Source organism: Streptomyces spectabilis, from assembly GCF_008704795.1.
Lineage (GTDB): Bacteria > Actinomycetota > Actinomycetes > Streptomycetales > Streptomycetaceae > Streptomyces > Streptomyces spectabilis.
Map to the genome: position 1 here is coordinate 2778650 of NZ_CP023690.1, position 23797 is coordinate 2802446.

26 protein-coding genes are annotated in these 23797 nt (G+C 72.5%); 7 read left to right on the forward strand and 19 right to left on the reverse strand.

Features of this window, described 5'->3' with window-relative positions; all coding sequences use genetic code 11:
- Positions 1 to 5: 5 nt before the first annotated feature.
- The 6 genes from trpC to hisI all read right to left on the reverse strand — a co-directional run bounded on the left by trpC (position 6) and on the right by hisI (position 4378).
- A complete protein-coding gene (trpC, locus tag CP982_RS11965) occupies positions 6 to 815 on the reverse strand; it encodes an indole-3-glycerol phosphate synthase TrpC (protein WP_150510504.1) in 810 nt (269 codons plus the stop codon).
- A gap of 134 nt (positions 816 to 949) precedes the next feature.
- Positions 950 to 1387 carry a DUF2752 domain-containing protein gene (locus CP982_RS11970; protein WP_150510505.1) on the reverse strand — a complete coding sequence of 146 codons (438 nt, stop codon included), beginning with the start codon at positions 1385 to 1387 and terminating at the stop codon, positions 950 to 952.
- 99 nt (positions 1388 to 1486) lie between these two features.
- Entirely contained in the window at positions 1487 to 1711 is a 225-nt protein-coding gene (locus tag CP982_RS11975) for an HGxxPAAW family protein (RefSeq protein WP_150510506.1), read from the reverse strand.
- 109 nt (positions 1712 to 1820) lie between these two features.
- Complete coding sequence (locus CP982_RS11980; RefSeq protein WP_150510507.1) at positions 1821 to 2477, reverse strand: TIGR02234 family membrane protein; 657 nt, start codon at positions 2475 to 2477, stop codon at positions 1821 to 1823.
- A gap of 7 nt (positions 2478 to 2484) precedes the next feature.
- A complete protein-coding gene (locus CP982_RS11985) occupies positions 2485 to 4002 on the reverse strand; it encodes an anthranilate synthase component I (RefSeq protein WP_150510508.1) in 1518 nt (505 codons plus the stop codon).
- 10 nt (positions 4003 to 4012) lie between these two features.
- Entirely contained in the window at positions 4013 to 4378 is a 366-nt protein-coding gene (gene hisI, locus CP982_RS11990) for a phosphoribosyl-AMP cyclohydrolase (RefSeq protein ID WP_150510509.1), read from the reverse strand.
- 83 nt (positions 4379 to 4461) lie between these two features.
- On the opposite strand from hisI, the gene CP982_RS11995 reads away from it, so the two are divergent.
- A complete protein-coding gene (locus tag CP982_RS11995; RefSeq protein WP_150510510.1) occupies positions 4462 to 5097 on the forward strand; it encodes a TIGR03085 family metal-binding protein in 636 nt (211 codons plus the stop codon).
- Positions 5098 to 5126: 29 nt separating this feature from the next.
- On the opposite strand, the gene hisF is transcribed toward CP982_RS11995, so the two are convergent.
- Genes hisF through hisD form a run of 8 tightly spaced genes read right to left on the reverse strand, consistent with a single transcriptional unit; the run spans position 5127 to position 10863 of the window.
- The gene (gene hisF / locus CP982_RS12000) at positions 5127 to 5882 is read right to left on the reverse strand and encodes an imidazole glycerol phosphate synthase subunit HisF (RefSeq protein ID WP_150510511.1); all 756 of its coding nucleotides are present in this window, start codon (positions 5880 to 5882) and stop codon (positions 5127 to 5129) included.
- Positions 5879 to 6286: a RidA family protein gene (locus CP982_RS12005; protein ID WP_150510512.1), complete on the reverse strand. Its 408-nt coding sequence runs from the start codon at positions 6284 to 6286 to the stop codon at positions 5879 to 5881. Before CP982_RS12005 ends, hisF begins: the two co-directional genes overlap by 4 nt.
- A complete protein-coding gene (gene priA / locus CP982_RS12010; protein WP_150510513.1) occupies positions 6283 to 7023 on the reverse strand; it encodes a bifunctional 1-(5-phosphoribosyl)-5-((5-phosphoribosylamino)methylideneamino)imidazole-4-carboxamide isomerase/phosphoribosylanthranilate isomerase PriA in 741 nt (246 codons plus the stop codon). Before priA ends, CP982_RS12005 begins: the two co-directional genes overlap by 4 nt.
- Positions 7023 to 7679: an imidazole glycerol phosphate synthase subunit HisH gene (gene hisH / locus CP982_RS12015; RefSeq protein ID WP_150510514.1), complete on the reverse strand. Its 657-nt coding sequence runs from the start codon at positions 7677 to 7679 to the stop codon at positions 7023 to 7025. Before hisH ends, priA begins: the two co-directional genes overlap by 1 nt.
- Positions 7670 to 7834: a hypothetical protein gene (locus CP982_RS41660; RefSeq protein WP_030683755.1), complete on the reverse strand. Its 165-nt coding sequence runs from the start codon at positions 7832 to 7834 to the stop codon at positions 7670 to 7672. Before CP982_RS41660 ends, hisH begins: the two co-directional genes overlap by 10 nt.
- Positions 7835 to 7838: 4 nt before the next feature.
- Positions 7839 to 8432, reverse strand: a complete 594-nt coding sequence (gene hisB, locus CP982_RS12020; protein WP_150510515.1) for an imidazoleglycerol-phosphate dehydratase HisB — start codon at positions 8430 to 8432, stop codon at positions 7839 to 7841.
- Positions 8429 to 9535 carry a histidinol-phosphate transaminase gene (locus CP982_RS12025; protein ID WP_150510516.1) on the reverse strand — a complete coding sequence of 369 codons (1107 nt, stop codon included), beginning with the start codon at positions 9533 to 9535 and terminating at the stop codon, positions 8429 to 8431. The genes hisB and CP982_RS12025 overlap by 4 nt, the downstream gene beginning before the upstream one ends.
- Entirely contained in the window at positions 9532 to 10863 is a 1332-nt protein-coding gene (gene hisD / locus CP982_RS12030) for a histidinol dehydrogenase (protein WP_150510517.1), read from the reverse strand. Before hisD ends, CP982_RS12025 begins: the two co-directional genes overlap by 4 nt.
- A gap of 315 nt (positions 10864 to 11178) precedes the next feature.
- On the opposite strand from hisD, the gene CP982_RS12035 reads away from it, so the two are divergent.
- The 5 genes from CP982_RS12035 to CP982_RS43330 all read left to right on the forward strand — a co-directional run bounded on the left by CP982_RS12035 (position 11179) and on the right by CP982_RS43330 (position 15489).
- Positions 11179 to 12693, forward strand: coding sequence for an oxidoreductase (locus tag CP982_RS12035; RefSeq protein WP_221514882.1), 1515 nt, complete (start codon positions 11179 to 11181; stop codon positions 12691 to 12693).
- 378 nt (positions 12694 to 13071) lie between these two features.
- Positions 13072 to 14088 (forward strand): hypothetical protein, encoded by a 1017-nt coding sequence (locus CP982_RS12040; RefSeq protein WP_150510519.1) that lies wholly within the window; start codon positions 13072 to 13074, stop codon positions 14086 to 14088.
- An 11-nt stretch (positions 14089 to 14099) separates the two neighbouring features.
- Positions 14100 to 14840, forward strand: a complete 741-nt coding sequence (locus CP982_RS12045; protein WP_150510520.1) for an LON peptidase substrate-binding domain-containing protein — start codon at positions 14100 to 14102, stop codon at positions 14838 to 14840.
- A 33-nt stretch (positions 14841 to 14873) separates the two neighbouring features.
- On the forward strand, positions 14874 to 15374 hold the full coding sequence (ybaK, locus tag CP982_RS12050; protein ID WP_150510521.1) for a Cys-tRNA(Pro) deacylase: 501 nt from the start codon (positions 14874 to 14876) through the stop codon (positions 15372 to 15374).
- A gap of 40 nt (positions 15375 to 15414) precedes the next feature.
- Entirely contained in the window at positions 15415 to 15489 is a 75-nt protein-coding gene (locus CP982_RS43330) for a hypothetical protein (protein WP_467095488.1), read from the forward strand.
- A gap of 108 nt (positions 15490 to 15597) precedes the next feature.
- Here CP982_RS43330 and CP982_RS12055 read toward each other — a convergent pair whose 3' ends face one another.
- From CP982_RS12055 to CP982_RS12070, 4 genes are all read right to left on the reverse strand, one after another.
- Positions 15598 to 16254 carry a DUF2567 domain-containing protein gene (locus tag CP982_RS12055; RefSeq protein WP_150510522.1) on the reverse strand — a complete coding sequence of 219 codons (657 nt, stop codon included), beginning with the start codon at positions 16252 to 16254 and terminating at the stop codon, positions 15598 to 15600.
- Between the two features lie 58 nt (positions 16255 to 16312).
- Positions 16313 to 17134 (reverse strand): ABC transporter permease, encoded by an 822-nt coding sequence (locus tag CP982_RS12060; protein WP_150510523.1) that lies wholly within the window; start codon positions 17132 to 17134, stop codon positions 16313 to 16315.
- A 46-nt stretch (positions 17135 to 17180) separates the two neighbouring features.
- Positions 17181 to 18218, reverse strand: a complete 1038-nt coding sequence (locus CP982_RS12065; RefSeq protein WP_372503351.1) for an ABC transporter ATP-binding protein — start codon at positions 18216 to 18218, stop codon at positions 17181 to 17183.
- A 128-nt stretch (positions 18219 to 18346) separates the two neighbouring features.
- On the reverse strand, positions 18347 to 19567 hold the full coding sequence (locus CP982_RS12070; RefSeq protein ID WP_150510524.1) for an NYN domain-containing protein: 1221 nt from the start codon (positions 19565 to 19567) through the stop codon (positions 18347 to 18349).
- Positions 19568 to 19879: 312 nt separating this feature from the next.
- Between CP982_RS12070 and CP982_RS41665 the strand changes: the two genes are divergently transcribed.
- Entirely contained in the window at positions 19880 to 20050 is a 171-nt protein-coding gene (locus tag CP982_RS41665) for a hypothetical protein (RefSeq protein WP_170316405.1), read from the forward strand.
- Between the two features lie 81 nt (positions 20051 to 20131).
- Here CP982_RS41665 and dnaE read toward each other — a convergent pair whose 3' ends face one another.
- Positions 20132 to 23674: a DNA polymerase III subunit alpha gene (gene dnaE / locus CP982_RS12075; RefSeq protein WP_150510525.1), complete on the reverse strand. Its 3543-nt coding sequence runs from the start codon at positions 23672 to 23674 to the stop codon at positions 20132 to 20134.
- Between the last annotated feature and the right edge of the window lie 123 nt (positions 23675 to 23797).

The following is a 23797-nucleotide window of genomic DNA, read 5'->3' on the forward strand; positions in this document are numbered from 1 at the left end:
GAGCGTCAGCTCCGGCCGTGCCGCAGGGCCGGGTGGGCCCCCGCGGCGACCAGGTCGGACACGGCGGCCTTCGGGTCGCGGCCGGTGACGAGGGACTCGCCCACGAGCACCGCGTCGGCGCCCGCGTTCGCGTAGGCGATGAGGTCGTGCGGTCCGCGCACGCCGGACTCGGCGATCTTCACCACGGAGTCGGGCAGCTCGGGCGCGACGCGCTCGAACGTGGCGCGGTCGACCTTGAGGGTCTTCAGGTCGCGCGCGTTCACCCCGATGACGCGGGCGCCCGCGTCGAGGGCGCGCTCGGCCTCGTCCTCGTCGTGGACCTCCACGATCGGGGTGAGGCCGATGGACTCGGCGCGCTCGATCAGCGACTCCAGAGCGGGCTGGTCCAGGGCCGCGACGATCAGCAGGGCGAGGTCGGCGCCGTACGCGCGGGCCTCCCACAGCTGGTACGAGGTGACGATGAAGTCCTTGCGGAGCACCGGGATGTCGACCTTGGCGCGCACGGCCTCCAGGTCGGCGAGCGAGCCGCCGAAGCGGCGCTCCTCGGTGAGCACGGAGATGACGGCGGCGCCGCCCGCCTCGTAGTCGGCGGCGAGGCCCGCCGGGTCCGCGATCGCGGCGAGCGCGCCCTTGGAGGGGCTGGAGCGCTTGACCTCGCAGATGACCTTGACGCCCTCACCGCGCAGCGCGGCCGCGCCGTCCTTGGCCGCCGGGGCCTTCGCCACGCGCTCCTTGAGCTCGTCGAGGCTGACGCGCGCCTGCCGCTGTGCGAGGTCGGCACGGACTCCGTCGATGATCTCGTCGAGCACACTCACGCGAGCGGCCCCCTTCCCTGCTTTCCGATGGTCACTGCGATGGTATCCGCAGCACGGCGTAGTACTCGCATCCGGTTGACGAGGCTCCCACTACCTGGACTCTACGCCGGTTCCGGGGCGGCCTCTCGGGGCCGCTAGGGGTGCAGCCAGGACCCGAACGGCAGATTCCGTACGAGGGTGAAGAGCGCGAGGACGGTGCCGACGGCCCACAGCTGGGCCCGGCCGAGCTCGATCCTGGCGGGCCTGCCGCGCACCGCCCGGACGGCCCACAGGACCCACAGGACGGCGAAGAGGCCGTAGCCGGCGACGGCGACGGCGTTGGCGCCGAGGGCCGCGGCGAGGTCGCCGTGGCTGACCGCGTGCGCGCTGCGCAGACCGCCGCAGCCGGGGCAGTAGACGCCCGTGAAGTAGAGCAGCGGGCAGGTCGGGTAGTGCCCCGGCTCGTTCGGGTCGACGGCTCCGACGTACGCGAAGGCGGCGACGACGGAGCCGAGCACGCCGAGCGGCACGGCGAGGCGGCGCAGCGCGGGGCCCGCGCCCGCGGGCACGGCGGTCTCCTGTTCGGCACTCACCCGGGCATTCTCCCCCGTGCGGCGCCGGGGCACCCGGCCGGTGCGCCGACGGGGCGGCCGGACGTGTGTCCCGGCCGCCCCGTCGGCGTACGCGTGCGGTCAGCCCTCGGCGCGGGCCACCTGGTGCTGGTGCGGCTTCTGGCCGAGGCCGGCCAGGCGCATCGCGAAGCCGACGACGCCGCCCGCGAGGATGATCGCCATGCCGGCCCAGAAGCCGACGGGCTTCGCCATCACCATGAAGGCACCCGCGACGCAGAAACCGATGAAGGCGATGATGACACCGGTCCAGGCGGCCGGGGTGTGTCCGTGGCCATGTCCCGCCATGACTTGCTCCTCGTTAGCTGTGGCTGTGCGCGTGTTGAACGCTCTGTCCATTGTCCCGTACGCGGGATCGTGCCCGGTGCCGGGGTGTCCCGGCAGGTCGGCGGCGTGTCTAGGGCGCCTGTGTCGGGTCCTCGCCCCGGTCGATGGCCTTCCACAGGTCCTCGGGGCGGTCGGGGTCGGGGGCTCGGCGGGCGCGCGGCCGCGGGGCGCCGTCGCGCTCGTAGCGGCCGGACATCGCGGGCCAGGCGCTGCCGCGGACCAGGGCGAGCAGCCCCGCGGCCAGGATGAGGACGCCGGCGGCGACGGCCGCGTACGGCCAGCCGGTGTGGCTGAGCCCGGCGACCTCGGCGGCGGCGTCGCCGGAGGCGGTCGCTGCCTTGTCGTCGAGCGCCGCGCGGTCGCTCGCGCCGAGCAGCGCCGCGACGACGATGCCGACGCCGCTGAGGGCGAGCAGCGCCGACACGAGCACCCGGCCCGCGCGGCGGACGGCGAAGACCGCGACGAGCGCGGCCAGGCCGACTATCGCGAGCGCGGCGGGCACGCCCGTGACGTCGCTGCCCTTGGCGGTCAGCGGGAAGTCGCCGCCCGCGACGGCCGTGGAACCGTGCGCCCAGGACTGCCGGGAGGCGAGCAGCGCGAGGGCCGCGCCCGCGGCGCCGAGCAGCAGGGCGGCGGCGAGGCTGCGGCGGCCGCCGCCGCGTGCGGTACGGCTCGCGGCGGCCTGGGGCGCGTCCTCGGTACGGGGCGTCGGGAGGGCAGAAGTCACCCGTCCACTATCCCTCACGGCTCGCTGTGGTGTGCAGCCGGTTCGCGGTATGGATGGCGCGGAGCACGGCGGCGGCCTTGTTGCGGCACTCGGTGTCCTCGGCGACGGGGTCGGAGTCGGCGACGACCCCGGCCCCGGCCTGGACGTAGGCGGTGCCGTCGCGAAGGAGCGCGGTGCGGATGGCGATGGCGGTGTCGGAGTCGCCCGCGAAGTCGAGGTAGCCGACGCAGCCGCCGTACAGGCCGCGGCGCGCGGGTTCGAGCTCGTCGATGATCTGCATCGCGCGGGGCTTGGGGGCGCCGGAGAGGGTGCCCGCGGGGAAGCAGGCGGTGAGCACGTCGAACGCGGTGCGGCCCTCGGCGACGCGGCCGGTGACCGTCGAGACGATGTGCATGACGTGCGAGTACTTCTCGATGGACATGAAGTCCACGACCTCGACGGAGCCCGGCTCGCAGACGCGCCCGAGGTCGTTGCGGCCGAGGTCGACGAGCATCAGGTGCTCGGCGCGCTCCTTGGGGTCGGCGAGGAGTTCCTCGGCGAGCTCCTGGTCCTCCTTGGGCGTGGCGCCGCGCGGCCGTGTGCCCGCGATGGGGTGCACCATGGCGCGCCCGTCCTCGACCTTGACCAGGGCCTCGGGGCTGGAGCCGACGACGTCGAACCCGTCGAAGCGGAACAGGTACATGTACGGCGACGGGTTGGTGGCCCGCAGCACCCGGTAGACGTCGAGCGCGCTCGCGCGGCACGGGGTCTCGAACCGCTGCGAGGGCACGACCTGGAAGGCCTCGCCCGCGCGGATGCGCTCCTTGATGTCCTCGACGGCAGCTTGGTAGTCGGGGCCGCCCCAGCGGGCGGTGAACTCCGGCAGCGCGGAGGGCGGCAGGGCGGCCGGGGGCTGGGCGACCGGCCGCGACAGATCGGCCTCCATGGCGTCAAGCCGGGCCACGGCGTCGGCGTGGGCCTCGTCGACGCCGGTGTCGAGGTCGTTGTGGTTGATCGCGTTGGCGATCAGCAGGACCGAGCCGTCCCAGTGGTCGAGTACGGCGAGGTCGCTGGTCAGCAGCATGGTGAGCTCGGGAAGCCCGAGGTCGTCGACCTCTCCGGGGCCGATCTTCTCCAGGCGGCGCACGATGTCGTAGCCGAGGTAGCCGACCATGCCGCCGGTGAAGGGCGGCAGGCCCTCGGCGCCGGTGAGGTCGCGCGGGGTGTGCAGGGCGGCGACGGTGGCGCGCAGCGCGGCGAGCGGGTCGCCGGACGTGGGCACGCCGACGGGCGGGGTGCCCAGCCAGTGGGCCTCGCCGCCCCGCACGGTCAGGGCGGCGGCGCTGCGCACGCCGACGAAGGAGTAGCGAGACCAGAGGAAGTCGGCGCGGCCGTTCTCCGCGGACTCCAGGAGGAAGGTGCCGGGGCGCTCGGCGGCGAGCTTGCGGTAGAGCCCGACCGGGGTGTCGCCGTCGGCGAGGAGCCTGCGGCTGACGGGGATCACTCGGCGGTCGGCCGCGAGCTTGCGGAAGGTCTCAAGATCCATGGGGGCGACCCTACTGGCCGAGGGGGAGCACGTCGGTGTCGAAGCAGGTGCGGGTGCCCGTGTGGCAGGCGGCCCCGACCTGGTCGACCTTGACGAGGACGGTGTCGGCGTCGCAGTCGAGGGCGACGGACTTCACGTGCTGGACGTGCCCGGAGGTGTCCCCCTTGACCCAGTACTCCTGGCGGCTGCGCGACCAGTAGGTGCAGCGTCCGGTGGTCAGGGTGCGGTGCAGCGCCTCGTCGTCCATCCAGCCGAGCATCAGCACCTCACCGGTGTCGTACTGCTGGGCGACGGCGGGGAAGAGCCCGTCGGCGCCGCGCTTGAGGCGGGCGGCGATGGCGGGGTCGAGGCTGCTGGGTGCGGGCGTGCTGCTCATGCCGGACATTGTGCCGCGCCCGGGCGGCGCGCCCCGCGGAGGTCCACTGTGCGGACCGCGCGCGCGGTCGTACGCTGGCTGCCATGTCGACCCATGCCAAGCGTGAACGGCTCCTCCTCGCGGACCTCCTGGAGGCGGCGGGACCGGACGCACCGACCCTGTGCGAGGGCTGGAGCACCCGAGATCTCGCCGCGCACGTGGTGGTGCGCGAGCGGCGTGCGGACGCCGCGGGCGGAATCCTGATCAAGCAGCTCGCGTCCCGGCTCGAGCGGGTGCAGGCCGAGTTCGCCGCGAAGCCGTACGAGGAGCTGATCCAGCTCATCCGCACGGGGCCGCCCCGGTTCTCGCCCTTCAATCTGAAGCAGGTCGACGAGGCCGCGAACGCCGTCGAGTTCTACGTCCACACCGAGGACGTGCGCCGTGCCGAGCCCGGCTGGACGCCGCGCGAGCTCGACCCCGTCTTCGCCGACGCCCTGTGGGCCCGGCTCGAGCGCACGGCCCGCATGATCGGCCGCAAGGCGCCGGTGGGCCTGGTGCTTCGCCGCCCCGACGGCCAGACGGCGGTGGCCCACCGCGGCACCCCGGTGGTCACGGCCACCGGGGAGCCCGGCGAGCTGCTGATGTTCGTCTACGGCCGCCAGGAGGTCGCCGACGTGGAGCTGGCGGGCGACAAGGAGGCCGTGGCCAAGCTCCACGAGACGAAGCAGCTGGGCCTCTAGCCCCGCCGCGCGGCGGGGCGTCCGGCCGGTCAGCGCACCGGGTGCCCCGCCTCCCGCAGGGTCTCCTTGACCTCGCCGATCCGCAGGTCCCCGAAGTGGAAGACGGACGCGGCCAGGACCGCGTCGGCGCCCGCGGCGACGGCGGGCGGGAAGTGGTCGAGGCGGCCCGCTCCGCCGGAGGCGATGACGGGCACGGTGACGTGCTTGCGGACGGCCTCGATCATCTCGATGTCGTAGCCGTCCTTCGTGCCGTCCGCGTCCATCGAGTTGAGCAGGATCTCGCCCGCGCCGAGCTCGGCGGCCCGGTGGGCCCACTCGACGGCGTCGATCCCGGCGGACTTCCGGCCGCCGTGGGTGGTGACCTCGAAGGACCCCGAGTCCGTGCGGCGGGCGTCCACCGACAGGACGAGGACCTGGCGGCCGAAGCGCTCGGCGATCTCGCGGATCAGGTCGGGCCGGGCGATCGCGGCGGTGTTCACGCCGACCTTGTCGGCGCCCGCGCGCAGCAGCTTGTCGACGTCCTCGGCGGTGCGCACGCCGCCGCCGACCGTGAGCGGGATGAAGACCTGCTCGGCGGTGCGGCGGACCACGTCGTAGGTGGTCTCGCGGTTGCCGGAGGAGGCGGTGATGTCCAGGAAGGTCAGCTCGTCGGCGCCCTCGGCGTCGTAGACCTTCGCCATCTCGACGGGGTCGCCCGCGTCGCGCAGGTTCTGGAAGTTGACGCCCTTGACGACCCGGCCGTTGTCGACGTCCAGGCAGGGGATGACTCGGACGGCGAGCGTCACGATGGTGCTCCTTGAGGGACTTCTCGGAATGCTTCGAGTTCTACTTCGACCAGGATGCGCGGGTCGACGAAGCCGGACACGACCACGAGGGTGGTGACCGGGCGCACGGAGTCGAAGAACTCCCGGTGGGCCCGGCCCACGTCGTCGACGTCCCGCGCGTGGGTCAGGTACATGCGGGTGCGGATGACGGAGTCGGCGCCGAGGCCGAACTCCGCGAGCGCCTCCAGGGCGCTCGTGAAGGCCACCCGGGCCTGCTCGTAGGGGTCGCCCTCGCCGTGCAGGACGTCGCCCCGGAAGGACGTCGTCCCGCCGACCAGGACCCGGTCGCCCGCCGCGACGGCGCGTGCGAAACCGAAGGCGTCCTCCCAGGGACTGCCGGACTGCACGCGCCGTACGCCGCTCATCGGGACACGGCCTCCAGGGCCTCTTCGAGGGTGAACGCCTTCGCGTACAGGGCCTTGCCGACGATGGAGCCCTCCACGCCCTGCGGCACGAGCTCGGCGATCGCCCGCAGGTCGTCCAGGGAGGAGACGCCGCCGGAGGCGACGACCGGGCGGTCGGTGGCCGCGCAGACGGTGCGCAGGAGCTCCAGGTTCGGGCCCTGGAGCGTGCCGTCCTTGGCGATGTCGGTGACCACGTAGCGCGCGCAGCCCTCGGCGTTGAGGCGCTCCAGGGTCTCGTACAGGTCGCCGCCGTCGCGGGTCCAGCCGCGGCCGCGCAGCGTGGTGCCGCGCACGTCGAGGCCGACGGCGATCTTGTCGCCGTGCTCGGCGATGACCTTGGCGACCCACTCGGGGGTCTCCAGGGCGGCCGTGCCGAGGTTCACACGGGTGCAGCCGGTGGCGAGGGCGGCGGCGAGGGTGTCGTCGTCGCGGATGCCGCCGGAGAGCTCGACCTTGATGTCCATGGCGCCCGCGACCTCGGCGATCAGGGCGCGGTTGTCGCCGGTGCCGAAGGCGGCGTCCAGGTCGACCAGGTGCAGCCACTCGGCGCCCGCGCGCTGCCAGGCGAGGGCGGCCTCCAGCGGGGAGCCGTACGAGGTCTCCGTGCCGGACTCGCCGTGCACGAGGCGGACGGCCTGGCCGTCGCGGACGTCGACGGCGGGGAGGAGTTCGAGCTTCGGGGCCGTGACAGGGGCCATCAGAGGGTTCCGATCCAGTTCTTCAGCAGCTGCGCTCCGGCGTCGCCGGACTTCTCGGGGTGGAACTGCGTGGCCCACAGGGCGCCGTTCTCGACGGCCGCCACGAAGGGCGAGCCGTGGGTGGCCCAGGCGACCTTGGGGGCGCGCATGGCGGGGTTCGCGATCTCCAGGGACCAGTCGTGGACGGCGTAGGAGTGCACGAAGTAGTAGCGCTCGTCGGCGTCCAGGCCCCGGAACAGCTCGGAGCCCTCGGGGGCTTCGACCGTGTTCCAGCCCATGTGGGGCACGACGTCGGCCTTCAGGGGCTCGACGGTGCCGGGCCACTCGTCCAGGCCCTCGGTCTCGACGCCGTGCTCGATGCCGTGCGCGAAGAGGATCTGCATGCCGACGCAGATGCCCATGACGGGGCGGCCGCCGGACAGGCGGCGGCCGACGATCCAGTCGCCGCGCACGGACCGCAGGCCCCGCATGCAGGCGTCGAAGGCGCCCACGCCCGGCACCAGGAGGCCGTCGGCGTTCATGGCCGTGTCGTAGTCACGGGTGATCTCGACGTCGGCGCCCGTGCGGGCGAGGGCGCGCTCGGCGGAGCGCACGTTCCCGAAGCCGTAGTCGAGGACGACGACCTTCTTGGAGGGTGCCGCGGAGGTCAATTCCACACCTCCAGGCGGACGATGCCCGCGAGCAGGCACATACCGGCGCCGATGGAGAGCAGCGTGATCAGGCTCTTGGACTGCTTCTGCTTGACGAAGGAGTAGACGCCGCCGAGCAGGAAGAGCCCGACGAAGAGCAGCATGGTGGAGATGCCGTTCATGCGGTTACAGCGCTCCCTTGGTGGAGGGGAGGATGCCGGCGGCGCGCGGGTCGCGCTCGCTGGCGTACCGCAGCGCTCGCGCGAGGGCCTTGAACTGGCACTCGACGACGTGGTGGGCGTTGCGCCCGTACGGCACGTGGATGTGCAGGGCGATCTGCGCCTGGGCGACGAAGGACTCGAAGATGTGCCGGGTCATCGTCGTGTCGTACGAGCCGATCATCGGGGCCAGGTTCTCGGGCTCCGTGTGGACCAGGTACGGGCGGCCGCTCAGGTCGACGGTGACCTGGGCGAGGGACTCGTCCAGCGGCACCGTGCAGTTGCCGAAGCGGTAGATCCCCACCTTGTCGCCGAGTGCCTGCTTGAAGGCGGCGCCGAGCGCGAGGGCGGTGTCCTCGATGGTGTGGTGGGTGTCGATGTGCAGGTCGCCCTCGGTCTTGACCGTGAGGTCGAACAGGCCGTGGCGGCCGAGCTGGTCGAGCATGTGGTCGTAGAAGCCGACCCCGGTCGACACGTCGACCTTTCCGGTGCCGTCGAGGTCTATCTCGACGACGACGGAGGTCTCCTTGGTGGTCCTTTCGACACGGCCTACGCGGCTCATGCTCCCTGCTCCTTCTTGAGTGCGCGCACCGCATCGAGGAACGCGTCGTTTTCGGCGGGGGTTCCCGCGGTCACCCGGAGCATGCCGGGCACGCCGTTGTCCCGGACGAGGACCCCCTGGTCGAGGATCCGCCGCCAGGCGTCGTGGGCGTCGGCGAACCGCCCGAACTGGACGAAGTTCGCGTCCGACTCCGTCACTTCGAAGCCGAGGTCCCGCAGTCCGGTGACGAGGCGGTCACGCTCGGCCTTGAGCTGCTCGACGTACCCGAGGAGGGTGTCCGTGTGCTCCAGGGCGGCGAGCGCGGTGGCCTGGGTGACGGCCGACAGGTGGTACGGCAGGCGCACCAGCTGGACGGCGTCCACGACCGCCGGGGCGGCGGCCAGATAGCCCAGGCGCAGGCCCGCGGCGCCGAACGCCTTGGACATGGTGCGCGAGACCACCAGGTGCGGCCGTCCTTCGAGCAGCGGAAGCAGCGACTCGCCGTGGCTGAACTCCACGTACGCCTCGTCGACGACGACCATGGACGGCTTGGCGGCCTGGGCGGCGTCGTACAGGGCGACGACGGCCTCGCGGGGCACGGCGTTGCCCGTGGGGTTGTTGGGGGTCGTGATGAAGACGACGTCCGGCGCGTTCTCGGCGATCGCCGTGGCGGCGGCCTCGACGTCGATCGTGTAGTCGTCCTCGCGCGGTCCGGAGATCCAGCCGGTGCCGGTGCCGCGCGCGATCAGGGCGTGCATCGAGTACGAGGGCTCGAAGCCGATGGCGGTGCGGCCCGGACCGCCGAACGTCTGGAGCAGCTGCTGGATGATCTCGTTCGAGCCGTTGGCCGCCCAGACCTGGGCGCGGGTGACCTCGTGGCCGCCGGTGCGGGTCAGATAGGCGGCGAGCCGGGTGCGCAGCTCGACCGCGTCCCGGTCGGGGTAGCGGTTCAGACCGCGCGCGGCCTCGCGGACGCGCTCGGCGATGCGCTCGACGAGGGGCTCGGGCAGCGGGTACGGATTCTCGTTGGTGTTGAGCCGGACGGGTACGTCCAGCTGCGGGGCGCCGTACGGGGACTTGCCGCGCAGTTCGTCCCGTACGGGGAGGTCGTCGATCCGCGTCACTGGCCCGGCACCTTCCAGCCGAACCTGGCCTTCACGGCGGCGCCGTGCGCGGGCAGGTCCTCCGCCTCCGCGAGCGTCACCACGTGGTGCGCGACCTCGGCGAGGGCGTCGCGGGAGTAGTCCACGATGTGGATGCCGCGCAGGAAGGACTGGACGGACAGGCCCGAGGAGTGGCAGGCGCAGCCGCCGGTGGGCAGCACGTGGTTGGAGCCCGCGCAGTAGTCGCCGAGCGAGACGGGCGCCCACGGGCCGACGAAGATCGCGCCCGCGTTCTTCACCCGGTCCGCGACGGCGGGGGCGTCGGCGGTCTGGATCTCCAGGTGCTCGGCGCCGTACGCGTCGACGACGCGCAGGCCCTCCTCCAGGCCGTCCACGAGCACGACCGCGGACTGCCGGCCGGTCAGGGCGGGCACGATCCGGTCCTCGACGTGCTTGGTGGCGGCGACCTGCGGCTCCAGCTCCTTGACGACCGAGTCGGCGAGCGCCACCGAGTCCGTGACCAGGACGGCGGCCGCGAGCGGGTCGTGCTCGGCCTGGCTGATCAAGTCGGACGCGATGTGCACCGGGTCCGCGGTGTCGTCGGCGAGGACCGCGATCTCCGTCGGGCCCGCTTCGGTGTCGATGCCGATGCGGCCCGTGAAGTACCGCTTGGCGGCGGCGACCCAGATGTTGCCGGGCCCCGTGACCATGTTGGCGGAGGCGCAGGACTCGGTGCCGTACGCGAACATCGCGACGGCCTGGGCGCCGCCGACGGCGTACACCTCGTCGATGCCGAGGAGCGCGCAGGCGGCGAGGATCGTCGGGTGCGGCAGTCCGCCGTGCTCCTTCTGCGGCGGCGAGGCGAGCGCCATGGACGCGACCCCGGCCTCCTGCGCGGGCACCGCGTTCATGATCACGGAGGACGGGTAGACGGACCGGCCGCCCGGGGCGTACAGGCCGACGCGCTCGACCGGCACCCACTTCTCGGTGACGGAGCCGCCGGGCACGACCTGGGTGGTGTGCGGGGCGCGGCGCTGGGCGCGGTGGACGGTGCGGGCGCGGCGGATGGACTCCTCCAGGGCGGCGCGCACGTCCGGGTCGAGCCCTGCCAGGGCCTCGGTGAGCGCCTCGGCGGGCACCCGGACCCGGTCGAGCCGCACGCCGTCGAACTTCTCCGCGTACTCGATCAGCGCCGCGTCGCCGCGATGATGCACGTCTTCGCAGATCGGTCGCACCTTCTCCAGGGCGGCCGCGACGTCGAAGTCGGCACGGGGCAGCAGGGCGCGCAGAGCGGAACCCGACGGAAACTCCGTGAGGGACTCGCTGCGCAGATCGATTCGAGAGATCACATGGCCAATTCTCGCAGACGGCCGCGGGCGGCCGGTCGGCCGTATCAGTGACTGATACGCGCCGGGCCAGGACCCGGCGGCGGGACGCCCATCGGCGGAGCCCTTCATTCCGAATGTCTGGGCGGCGCCCGGGGGCGACCGACCCGAATTCCCGGGAGACCCCGTTCACCACTAGCGTTCAGCCGGTCACGGAGCGGGCATGAACAGTTGTACGAGACACGGACGCACCAGAGCATCCACGGGAGGACGGCACCAGTGGTCGACGACACCGGCATCGGGGACCCGCCGGACGGCCTCACCGCCGCGGAGATCGGGATGTGGCAGGCGTTCCGCAACGGCACGGTGTACGACCTGAGGGCGGGCAACGCCACCGTCGACGACCCGCACGGCGCCCACCCCTGGGGCCCCGGGCGCAGCGTGCGGGCCCGCATCGTGGCCTGGCTGCTGCTCGACGGGCCGCCCGCGCTCGCGGGCCGGGTGTCGTCCCTGAAGCTCACCGGCGTGCAGATCACCGACGTCCTGGACCTGGCGGGCGGCACGGTGGTGCCGTACACGGAGCTGAAGGGCTGCCGCTTCGAGAAGGAGGTCCTCCTGCCCGAGGCCCGCTTCACCACGCTGCGCATGGTCGACTGCTCCATCCCGCGCCTGGAGGCCGCCCGGCTGCACACCGAGGGCGATCTGCATCTGCCGCGCTGCCGGATCCACAACGGCATACGCCTGACCGACGCCCACATCGGCACGGACCTGCTGCTCAACCAGGCCGTCGTCTACCGCGACCGGCGCACCCGCTCGCTGATGGGCGACGGCATGACCGTCGGCCAGGACCTCCAGGCGGAGATGCTGGAGTCGCACGGCGAGCTGCGTCTGCGCGGCGCGAAGATCGGCGTCAGCCTGAGCCTGCGCGGCAGCCTGCTGGCCAACCCGTACGGCCGCTACGCCCTGAACGCCCCGCAGCTCACCGTCGAGCGCACCCTGTACCTGACCCCGGCGGGGGTCGGCAATCCGCCGCAGACCAGCGGCACGACGCCCGCGCGCGGGACCCGCGTCCAGCGCTTCAGCTGCGAGGGCGGCATCCGGCTCGACGACGGGCGCTTCGGCGACGCGGTGGACTTCGGCCAGGCGCGCTTCACCCTCAAGGACGACCAGGAGGTCTCGCTGCGCCGGGTGCAGACGCCCGAGCTGCGCTTCCTCGGAGAGGCCCCGCAGCGCGGCAAGGTGGTCCTGTCCGGCGCCCGCGTCGTCAACCTGATGGACCGGGCCACGAGCTGGCCGGGCCCCGGCGCCCTCCAGATGGGCGGCTTCACGTACGAGAACCTGATCCCCCAGGGCGCCTTCCCGCTGTCGCGGCGCCTCCAGTGGGTGGCCGCGGCCACCGCCGAGTACAACCCCGAGCCGTACGAGAAGCTCGCCGCCGTCCTGCGCAACGGCGGCGAGGACGCCGACGCCCGCGAGGTCCTGCTCGCCAAGCAGCGCCGCCGCCGCGAGACCCTGCCGCTCGCGGCCAAGCTCTGGGGGTACGCGCAGGACTGGACGGTGGCCTACGGCTACCGCCCCGGCCGGGCCGCGCTGTGGATGGCGATCCTCTGGGCGGCGAGCGCGATCGCCTTCTCCCGCGCCGACCACCCGCCCCTCAAGGAGGGCGAGCACCCCGACTGGAACCCGTCCCTGTTCGCCCTCGACCTGCTCCTGCCCGTCATCAACCTGGGCCAGGACAGCTACTGGCAACTGCGCGGCGGCTGGCAGTGGCTGGCGGCGGCCCTGATCCTGACGGGCTGGGTCCTGGCGACGACGGTGGCGGCAGGCGCGACCCGGCTGCTCCGCCGGAACTGACGGCTCCCTCTCCCCCACTCGCCCGCCCCCTTGTCGCGCTGGCGCGCTCGTCCTCAAACGCCGGACGGGCTGGATCGTGCCACTGCGGGCGGGATCCCCTCTGCGGGTCACACCGATCCGCGGTCTGCGGACGAGATCCGGCGCGCACCGGAGACATTCAGCCCGTCCGGCGTTTGAGGACGAGGCGCGGAGCGCCGAAAAGGCGGGGGTACGGGGGCGGCAGCCCCCGGATCGGGAAGGGGCGGGCCTGGGGCGCACCGCGAGGGGCAAGGATTCGCGGCCGAACCGTTATGCGGCCCCGCACAACCAAGCCCCCGCCCTGTCCGTCAACACTCAACGACCGCACCAGAACGCCCAGGCGCCAGAGGGGGACCGCTCATGCCGCTGCTGCGCGCCCTCATCCGCACCGCCCGCATGGTCCGCCACACCCCCCACCTCGCCGACGGCCTCCCCGCCGCCGACGAGGTGCTGCTCGACGTGCCGGACGACCGCCTGGGCCCGGCCCTGGTGGCCGCGGGCCGCGGCGACTACGGCCCGGCCGCCAAGCTGCTCGCCACCACCCGCGAGGCAGCCGAGTGGGAGAACCGCGACCGGTACGCCACCCGCCTCGCCGCCTTCGCCCGCTCCCGCACCGAGTGGTTCGACGACTGGCTGACCGTCGCCCCGCACGACCCGGACGCGCTGCTGCTCAAGGCCGAGCTCGCGGTCGTGCGCGGCTGGGAGTCGCCCGCGCGCGCCGAACTGCTCCGCGAGGTCAGCCCGCTGCTCACGGCCGCGGCCGAGGCCGACCCGCGCGACCCGGTGCCCTGGCGCGTGGCCCTCGACCACGCCCGCGGCACCCACGCCTCGCACTCCGACTTCGAGGAGCTGTGGGGACAGGCCGTGCGCCGCTCCTCGTACCACTACGGCTGCCACACCTCGGCACTGATGTACCTGTCCGCGGACTGGTACGGCTCGCACACCGAGTGCTTCGACTTCGCGGAGCGCGCCGCCGCGGACGCGCTGCCCGGGTCGCTGATACAGGCCCTTCCGGTGCGCGCCGCGTTCGCCTACCTCGCGGGCGGCGGCGGACGGCTGCCGCGCGAGCGCCTGGACCGGGCCGCGGACCTGGCCGTCGCGCTCTCGGCCTCGTACGCGCCCGCCGACCCGTGGCCGGCCGAGGTGCGCAACCTCCTCACGTACGTCCTCATCCGCCTGGAGCGCTGGCAGGACGCCCTCGACCAGTTCCGTCTGATCGGCCCGTACGCGACCACCTTCCCCTGGGACCGCGTCTCCGACGACCCGCTCGGGCAGTTCCTGGAGCTGCGCGACGGCGTCCGCATCGAGGTGGCCGCGCGCACGCCGCTGCGGCCCCGGCGCGGGCGCGAGGAGGGCAAGGTCACCGACGGCCGTTAGGCTTTCGGCTCGTGACGACCGTCCGGCTCCCCCTGTTCCCACTCAACTCGGTGCTGTTCCCGGGGCTCGTGCTGCCCCTGAACGTCTTCGAGGAGCGATATCGCGCCATGATGCGCGACCTGCTCAAGTCTCCCGACGAGGAGCAGCGGCAGTTCGCCGTCGTGGCGATCCGCGACGGCAGCGAGGTGGCGCCGAGCGCGCCGGGCCTCCCCGACCCCACGACCCGGCCCGAGCAGGGCCCCGCCGCGGGCTTCGGCGACGACCCGATGCGGGCCTTCCACACGGTGGGCTGCGTCGCGGACGCGGCGACCATCCGCGAGCGCGAGGACGGCGGCTTCGAGGTGCTCGCCACCGGCACCACCCGGATGCGGCTGCGCTCGGTGGACGCCTCGGGCGCGTATCTGACGGCGGAGCTCGAACCGCTCCCGGAGGAGCCCGGCGACGAGGCCGGAGCCCTCGCCGAGGGCGTGCTCAGAGCCTTCCGCTCCTACCAGAAGCGCCTCGCGGGCGCCCGGGAGCGGTCCCTGTCCACGGGCACGGAGCTGCCGGACGACCCGTCGGTGGTGTCGTACCTGGTCGCGGCGGCCGCGGTCCTGGACACCCCCACGAAGCAGCGCCTCCTGGAGGCCGCCGACACGGCGTCCCGGCTGCGCGACGAGCTGACCTTGCTGCGCAGCGAGACCGCGATCATCCGTAATCTGCCGTCGTTGCCCGCGACGGACCTGACGCGCGGCACGACGAGCCTCAACTGACGTATCCCGAGACGCATCCGACGGGCGGGCGAAGTGGCGAAGAAGCAGAAGAAGTCCCAGACGGGCGGCACCCCGGCGACGGTGGCCCTCACGGGTGCGGGCGTCGCCTTCACCCTGCACGCGTACGACCACGACCCGTCCCACCCCTCGTACGGGGACGAGGCCGCGGAGGCGATGGGCGTGTCCCCCGGGCGCGTCTTCAAGACCCTGGTCGCCGAGGTCGACGGCGAGCTGACGGTGGCCGTCGTGCCGGTCGCGGGCTCGCTCGACCTCAAGGCCCTGGCGGCGGCGGTCTCCGGCAAGCGCGCGGTCATGGCGGACCCGGCGGCGGCGGAGCGCACCACGGGGTACGTGCGCGGCGGCATCTCCCCGCTGGGCCAGCGCAAGAAGCTCCGCACGGTCCTGGACGACTCGGCCTCGGCCCACGCCACGATCTGCGTCTCGGCGGGCCGCCGGGGCCTCGAGGTGGAGCTCTCCCCCGCCGATCTGGCCGCCCTCACCTCGGCGACCCTGGCGCCGATCGGGCGTGAATGACCCCTCGACGCCCTCGCGTTCCTCGACTAGGACCACACATATGTCGAAGAAAACGAGAAAGCGGAAGTGGCGCGTAAGGAAATCCAAGTCGAACCACGGCCGCCGCCCGGCCTGACGATCCGGGGGCTCCGCCCCCGTACCCCCGTTTTCGGCGCTCCGCGCCTCGTCCTCAAACGCCGGACGGGCTGAATCTCCGGTGCGGGCCGGGGCGCACCGCGAGGGCTCAGGCCCGCTCCTGGCCCGGCCCGTAGGAAGAGAACGGCTCCGGGTCCCGGGGCCCGAACAGCGCGGTGAGCACGAGGTGCACGATCATCGCGGCGACGGGCCACGCGAGCAGCACCCCCTTCGCGTTCAACTCCATCGGCGCGTCGAACACGACCCCGCGCCCCACGGACTTGGCGTGCGCCACCACATCCGTGTCGGGCCCGACCCACACGCCCACCTTCCAGGCGAGCACCGCGCCGAGGAGCGCCCCGACGGCGAGCCCGACGACGAGCGGGATGCCGCCCCGGCGCCGTACGAGGAAGACGACGAGCGCGCTGACGAAGCCGAACGCGAGCCCCAGCAGGGTGAACGTTCCGTCGACCCCGATGGCCTGCTCCCCCTCGGTGTCCTTGAGGTAGACCGCCTGCTTGTCGGCGATCAGCGGCACCCGGGGCGCCAGCCACAGCCACAGCAGTCCGAGCAGCACGCCGCTGACCGCCACCGCGGCCGCGATCACCGCGGCCTGCCCGATCTCACGCTTCATGCCGGGCTCGCCCTCCTCGTGCCGGGTGTCGGCCTCGGACCCCGGCACGTGCGCGGAGGCCCGCGGCGCCTGCCAGGGATCGTGCTCGGGCTCGGGCTGCGGCGGTTGGGAGGGTGTCAGCGGTGCGGTCACGCACACATGGTGCCAGCTCTGCCTGAGAACCGCGCCACCGGACGGACGCGGGCCGCGGTCAGCGCACGGCCGCGCGCCGGTAGGCCCACGTGGCGACGGAGAGCGAGACCACGCCGACCACCGCGCACACCCCGAGGTCGAGCAGCACGACGCCCCAGTCGGGGTCGCCGCGGAAGGTGCGGGCGAGCGCCTCGACGCCGTACGTGGACGGCAGCAGGTCGCGCGCGTACTGCAGGAGGCCCGGCATCCGCTCGGCAGGGAGGACGCCGAGCAGGAGCGCCGCCGACATGCCCATCTGGCCGAGCAGCGTGGCCAGTTCCGGACGGGGCGCGAGCAGCCCGAGGGCGGCGCCGAGCCCGGCGAGCGCGGCCCCCGCGAGCGGGATCACCGCGGCGAGCACCCACAGGTGCGTCAGCGGCAGGCCGAAGAGCCCGCAGCCGACGACCGCCGTGACGACGGTGCCGGGCACCGTGAAGGAGGCGTACGCGGCGGCCGCGCCGAGCACGACGGCTGCGGGCGGCACGGGCAGCGTGGCGTAGTGGTCGAGCCCGCCGTCGCCGCGCAGCTGGCCGAAGTACTGGGCGAGCAGGTTCAGCGCGACGAAGGCCACGACGAGGACGGACGAGCCGGCCACGACCGCGTGGGCCTCGCTGCCGCCGTCCACGACCCCGCGCATGAGGATCATGATGCCGACCGACTGGAAGGTGGCGACGAAGAGCAGCGGGATGCGAGCGACCCGCGCCCGCGACAGCTGCGCGCGGTAGACCGCGGCGAGCGCGGGGAGCATCCGCGCCCGCGGGCCCAGCGGCGCCGCCACGTCCACCGCCGCCGCGCGGTCGTCCTCGGCCCGGATCACGGCCTCCAGGGGAACGGCACTCAACGGACAACCTTCCTGCAGACGTCCCAACGCTTCACGGCTCGGTCCCTCACGCCTTCACCAGTCCGTCCCCGCCGCGCCCGCCGAGGGCCAGATACACGTCCTCCAGGCTGGGCGTGGCCAGCGTGAAGTCGTCGAGCGCGGCGAAGGCGCTGCCGCCCGTGACCGCCGCGACGGCCGCCCTGGCCTCCTCCGGCGCGAGCCGCAGCGTCCAGCGGCGCCCGGACTCGACGGCGGACGAGCGCAGCGCGGCGACCTCCGGGACGTCGACGGGCGCCCGCTCCCGCCACACGAGCTCCACCCGCACCTCGCCCGCGACCTTCTCCTTGAGACCGGTGGGCGTGTCGCAGGCGATGACCTTGCCGTGGTCGAGCACGGCGACCCGGTCGAGCACGGTCTCGGCCTCGATGACGTTGTGGGTGACGAGCAGGACGGTCGTGCCGCGCTCGGCGCGCCGCCGGTCGACCGCGCTCCACACCGCGCGCCGCGCCACCGGGTCCATGCCGGTGGTCGGCTCGTCGAGCACGAGCAGCTGCCGCTCGCCGACGAGCGCGGTGGCGAAGCAGGCGAGCCTGCGCTGGCCGCCCGAGAGCTTCTTCAGGGGCCGGGAGGCGAGCTCGGTGAGCCCGAGCTCGTCGAGGACGTCGTCGCGCTGGGCCCGCGCGCGGGCCGTTTCGAGGCCGCGCAGGCGCGCGGTCGTCTCGACGGCGAGGGAGACGGTCAGCTCGTCGAGCGCGGTCGACTCCTGGCCGAGGTAGGCGAGCAGGCGCGCGGCCCGCTCGGGGTGGCGCACGACGTCGTGGCCGAGGACCTCGACGCTGCCGCTGTCGGGGCGCATGAGGCCGGTGAGCTGTCGTACGAGGGTGGACTTCCCGGCGCCGTTGGGCCCGAGGAGCCCGAAGATCTCGCCGCGGCCCACCCGGATGTCGACGCCGTCGCTGGCGCGCACCTCGGGCGTGGCGGGCCTGCCGCGCCTGCCCCGGGCGGCGGGATAGACCTTGACCAGATCGCGCACCACGCAGACGGCATCGCTGCCGTGCCCCTGCCGGAGCCCCCCTCGGACTGCCTGTGCCGCGCGCGTACTCACGAAGGACGAGGGTACGGGGTCGGCCGCGCGGCGGGGCGCGCGGGGCGGGCCTCACGCGTCCGTCCGGGCGCGCCGCGAGCCCCTGCGGGGTGCTTATCCAGCCCTCTCGCCGGGCCCCGCTCAGCCCCTCATTCCCCGGCAGGCACGTGCTCCGCGGCGGTACGAACGTCGATTTCCCGCCAGAATCCGGCACGGATCGCATAGCGGTCGTGCTCGTCGATCTGGTCGTCCTTGTGGGCGAGCAGCCCGAAGCGGGCGGCGTACCGCAGCAGTTCCCCGTCGATGCGGTGCGGGATGCGCGGGTACATCGTGGACAGCTTCTGCAGGTTGTGCTGCTCGGGCAGGCGCGCCATCCAGCGGCGCGCGAAGACCTGCCCGACCTCGTACGGGTCGCCGCCGACGGTGGTGATGTCCTCCTCGCGGTCGGCCCAGCGCTGCTCGGCCGTGGTGAGCTGGGCGAGCGTGGGCAGCGCGGCGGCCTCGGCGGGCTCGGCAGGGGCGGCGGGGCGGTCGACCCAGCCCTTGTCCGACGACCAGCGCAGGGTGGCGTTGGCGTGCTCCTTGCCTGCCTGCACCGGTCCCGGGCCGCGGAGCGCGGCGAGGTCCTTGGGGGTGGGGACGCCCTTGCCGGCCCGGTCGCCGTTCTCCTGGGCGCGCGGCGAGGCGGCCGCGTGCTGGACCGCGGGCTGCTCGGCGGAGTCCGCAGGGGCGCCGGAGAGGGCGGACTCGGGCAGCGGCGCGGAGAGGATCGCGGCGATCTCGGGCCGGGGCGCCGGCGGGGGCGCGCAGACGCCGCCGAGTTCCTTGGCCCGGACGGCCTTGGTGATCCAGACGCGGTCGAGGACGCGCCGCTCGTCGGCCTCGGCGACGAGGTCCTCGGACTGGTTGTAGTCGCCGTCGGCGGCCTGGACGGCCCACAGGTGGACGGCGACGCCGTGCTCCTTGGCGGCCATCATGCCGGGCAGCAGATCGCCGTCGCCGGTGACGAGCACGACGTCGGAGCAGGCGCGGTTGCGGGCCAGCTCCGTCAGCTCGGCGTGCATGGCGGCGTCCACGCCCTTCTGGGCCCACCGTCCGTCGCTGCGGGTCAGCGCGCCCAGGCGGACGGTCACCCGCGGCATGACGCGCAGCCTGCGGTGCTCCGGCTGCGGCACGCGGTCGGGCGCGCCGTCGAACCAGTAGATGCGCAGCAGGGGCCGCTCGGTATCGGACTCGGCGCGCTCGCGCAGGCCCTGGATGAGCGCGGTGTGGTCAACGGTGATCCGGGACCGGGACGGCTCTCCCGCGAGGAGGCTCGCGGCGGCTCCCAGCAGATACCCGGCGTCCACCAGGACGACGCAGCGGTCCACGCGATCCACCCTCTTTCCAGGTTGCCCGGCTTGCCCGGCCTTGCCCGAAAGCTCCCCACGGGTGCCCCGAACGGTCTCACAGGTGCACGGCCGCGGACCTGCGGTCCTGGGGGTCACTTCGGGTTCGCTTCGAGTCTGCCCGACCTCGCGGAGGTTAACGGCTCGAAACTCGATCTTCGGCGTGGCGTACCCGCTCCGTACCCTCCGGCAGCCCCTATTACGCACGGTGAGTGCCCGAAATGCGGGATAGTCCCGCATATGTGAGTCTGGTCGCGTCCTGGCCCCCCGATCCTTCGCAGGAGGAAGATCAATATGGCCAAGAACAAGAACCGCGACCGGAACCAGAAGGCCGCCGCCCAGGCCGAGCGCGGTCAGCAGCAGGCGCAGCAGTCCTCGATGGAGGCCCAGGCGAAGTCCGCGGCCGAGGCGAACCCGGGCGATGTCGCCCGCAAGCACCGCGAGCGCCGCTTCGGCCACAACTGACGCGGGCTCAGGCACACCTGAGGGGCGCACCCGATGCGGGTGCGCCCCTCGGCCGTGCCGTGCCCCGGGAGGGCGAGCCGGTCAGCCGGTCAGACAGGACGGGCCGAGCAGCACCTTCAAGTCACCGAAGAGGGCCGGATCCGGCTTCACGCGGTGCCGGTCGAGCCGCAGCACGGTGGTCTTCTGCGCTCCCTGGAGCTTGATCCGCACCTCGCTGTTGCCCTTGTGGTGGCTGAGGATCTCACCGAGCCGGGTGACCATCGGCGGGCTCACCTTCACCGTCGGGATGGTGATGAGCACCGGGGCGTTGGTGCCCGCGTTCGACAGGTCGGGGACCTGGAGCTCCATCGCGACGAGCCGGGGGACGTCCTCGCGCTTGTCCAGACGGCCCTTGACGAAGACGACGGCGTCCTCGACGAGCTGGGTCGACACCAGCTGGTACGTCGCCGGGAAGAACATGCACTCGATGGAGCCCGCGAGGTCCTCGACGGTGGCGATGGCCCAGGCGTTGCCCTGCTTGGTCATCTTGCGCTGGAGGCCGGAGATGATGCCGCCGATGGTGACGACCGCGCCGTCGGAGAAGTCACCGCCGGTGAGCTGGCCGATGCCCGCGTCGGCCTTGTCGGAGAGCACGTTCTCCAGGCCGAAGAGCGGGTGGTCGGACACGTACAGACCGAGCATCTCGCGCTCCTGGGCGAGCAGATAGGTCTTGTCCCACTCGTCCTCGGAGAACTCGACGTCCAGGCCGAAGCCGGGCTCGCTGGAGTCGTCCTCGCCCATGCCGCCGAAGAGGTCGAACTGGCCCTCGGCCTCCTTGCGCTTGACCGCGACCACGTTGTCGATCATCGGCTCGTACTGCGCGGTCAGGCCCTTGCGGGTGTGGCCCATGGTGTCGAAGGCGCCGGCCTTGATCAGCGACTCCGTGGTGCGCTTGTTGCAGGCGGCGGCCTCGACCTTGTCGAGGTAGTCGGGGAAGGAGGCGTACTTCCCCTTGGCCTTGCGCGAGCGGATGATCGCGTCCACCACGTTCGTGCCCACGTTCCGGACGGCTTCGAGGCCGAAGAGGATCACGTCGTCGCCCTGGGCGGCGAAGTTGTGCACCGACTCGTTCACGTTCGGCGGGAGGACGCGGATCCGCATGCGGCGGCACTCGTTCAGATAGACGGCCGACTTGTCCTTGTCGTCCTTCACCGAGGTGAGCAGCGCGGCCATGTACTCGGCCGGGTAGTTCGCCTTCAGATAGGCGGTCCAGTACGTGACCAGGCCGTACGCGGAGGAGTGCGCCTTGTTGAACGCGTATCCGGCGAACGGGACCAGGACGTCCCAGAGCTTTTGGATCGCCTCGTCCGAGTAGCCGTTCTTACGGGCGCCCGCCTGGAAGATGCCGAAGTTCTTCTCCAGCTCCTCCGGCTTCTTCTTGCCCATCACGCGGCGGAGGATGTCGGCCTCACCGAGCGAGTACCCGGCGATGATCTGGGCGGCCTTCTGCACCTGCTCCTGGTACACGATCAGGCCGTAGGTGAGGCCCAGGGTCTCCTTCAGGGGCTCTTCGAGCTCCGGGTGGATCGGGGTGATCTCCTGGCGGCCGTTCTTCCGCTCCGCGTAGTTCGTGTGCGAGTTCATGCCCATCGGGCCCGGGCGGTACAGCGCCGAGACGGCGGAAATGTCCTCGAAGTTGTCGGGCTGCATCTGGCGGAGCAGCGAGCGCATCGGGCCGCCGTCGAACTGGAACACGCCGAGCGTGTCACCGCGGCAGAGCAGTTCGAAGGTCTTGGGGTCGTCGAGCGGCAGGTCGAGCATCTCCAGGTCGATGCCCTTGTTGGCCCGCACCATCTTGACGGCGTCGTCCATGATGGTCAGGTTGCGCAGACCCAGGAAGTCCATCTTCAGCAGGCCGAGCGACTCGCACTGCGGATAGTCCCACTGCGTGATGGTCACGCCGTCGGTGTGCCGCGTCCAGAGCGGGGCGTGGTCGACGATCGGCTCGCTGGACATGATGACGCCCGCGGCGTGCACGCCCATCTGCCGGACCAGGCCCTCGACGCCCTTGGCGGTGTCGATGACCTTCTTCACGTCCGGCTCGTTCTCGTACATCCCCCGGATCTCGCCCGCCTCGCTGTAGCGCGGGTGGGTGGGGTTGGTGATGCCGTCGAGGTCGATGCCCTTGCCGAGGACGTCGGCGGGCATCGCCTTGGTGAGGCGGTCGCCCATCGCGTACGGGTAGCCGAGGACGCGGGCGGAGTCCTTGATCGCGTTCTTGGCCTTGATCTTGCCGTAGGTGCCGATCATGGCGACCTTGTCGGAGCCGTACTTCTCCGTCACGTACCGGATCACCTCGACGCGCCTGCGCTCGTCGAAGTCGATGTCGACGTCGGGCATGGAGATGCGCTCGGGGTTGAGGAACCGCTCGAAGATCAGGCCGTGCGTGATCGGGTCGAGGTCGGTGATGCCCATGGCGTACGCCACGATCGAGCCGGCCGCGGAGCCACGGCCCGGGCCCACCGCGATGCCCTGCTTCTTGGCCCACATGATGAAGTCGGCGACGACGAGGAAGTAGCCCGGGAAGCCCATCGAGATGATGGTGTCCATCTCGTACTCGGCCTGCCGCTGGCGGTCCTCGGGGACGCCGCCCGGATAGCGGCGCTCCATGCCGCGGCGGACCTCCTCCTTGAACCAGGTGACCTCGGTGTAGCCCTCTTCCGGGATGTCGAACTTCGGCATGAGGTCGCGCTTCTCGAACATGCCGGTGGTGTCGATCTGCTCGGCCACCAGGAGGGTGTTGCGGCACCCCTCCTGCCAGGCGTCCGAGGAGTCGACGGCGTACATCTCGTCCGTGGACTTCAGGTAGTAGCCGGTGCCGTCGAACCGGAAGCGGTCCGGGTCCGAGAGGTTCTTGCCGGTCTGGATGCAGAGCAGGGCGTCGTGGGCGGTCGCCTCGTGCGCGTACGTGTAGTGCGAGTCGTTGGTGACCAGCGGGGGGATGCCGAGCTTCTTGCCGACCTCCAGGAGGCCGTCGCGGACCCGGCGCTCGATCTCGATGCCGTGGTCCATCAGCTCCAGGAAGTACCGGTCCTTGCCGAAGATGTCCTGGTACTCCGACGCCGCCTTCAGGGCCTCGTCGAACTGGCCGAGGCGAAGCCGGGTCTGCAGCTCGCCGGACGGGCAGCCGGTGGAGGCGATGAGCCCCTCCGACCACTGGGAGATCGTCTCCTTGTCCATGCGGGGCCACTTCTGGAGCCAGCCCTCGGCGTACGCGTCCGAGGACAGCTTGAAGAGGTTGTGCAGGCCCGTGCTGTTCGCCGCCCAGATCGTCTTGTGGGTGTAACCACCCGAACCGGAGACGTCGTCCCGCTTCTGGTGCGGCTGGCCCCACTGGATCTTGCGCTTGTTGCGCCGGGACTCCGGCGCGACGTACGCCTCGATGCCGATGATCGGGGTGACCCCGGCCTTCTGGGCGGTGTGGAAGAAGTCGTACGCCCCGTGGAGGTTGCCGTGGTCGGACATGGCGATATGGGTCATGCCCATGTCGTTGCACGCCTTGAACATGTCCTTCAGCCGCGCCGCACCGTCCAGGAGCGAGTACTGGGTGTGCACGTGCAGGTGCGTGAAGGGCGGCTTCGACACGGCTTTGGCCTCCAACGGAAACGCTCGGCGACAGGCTGCGGACAGTCTGGGGGGACAGCGGGGAAGTCTAGTCCGGGTCACTGACAGCCGAGCGGCACTCAGGAGTACGGTCGGGCGTTGGAA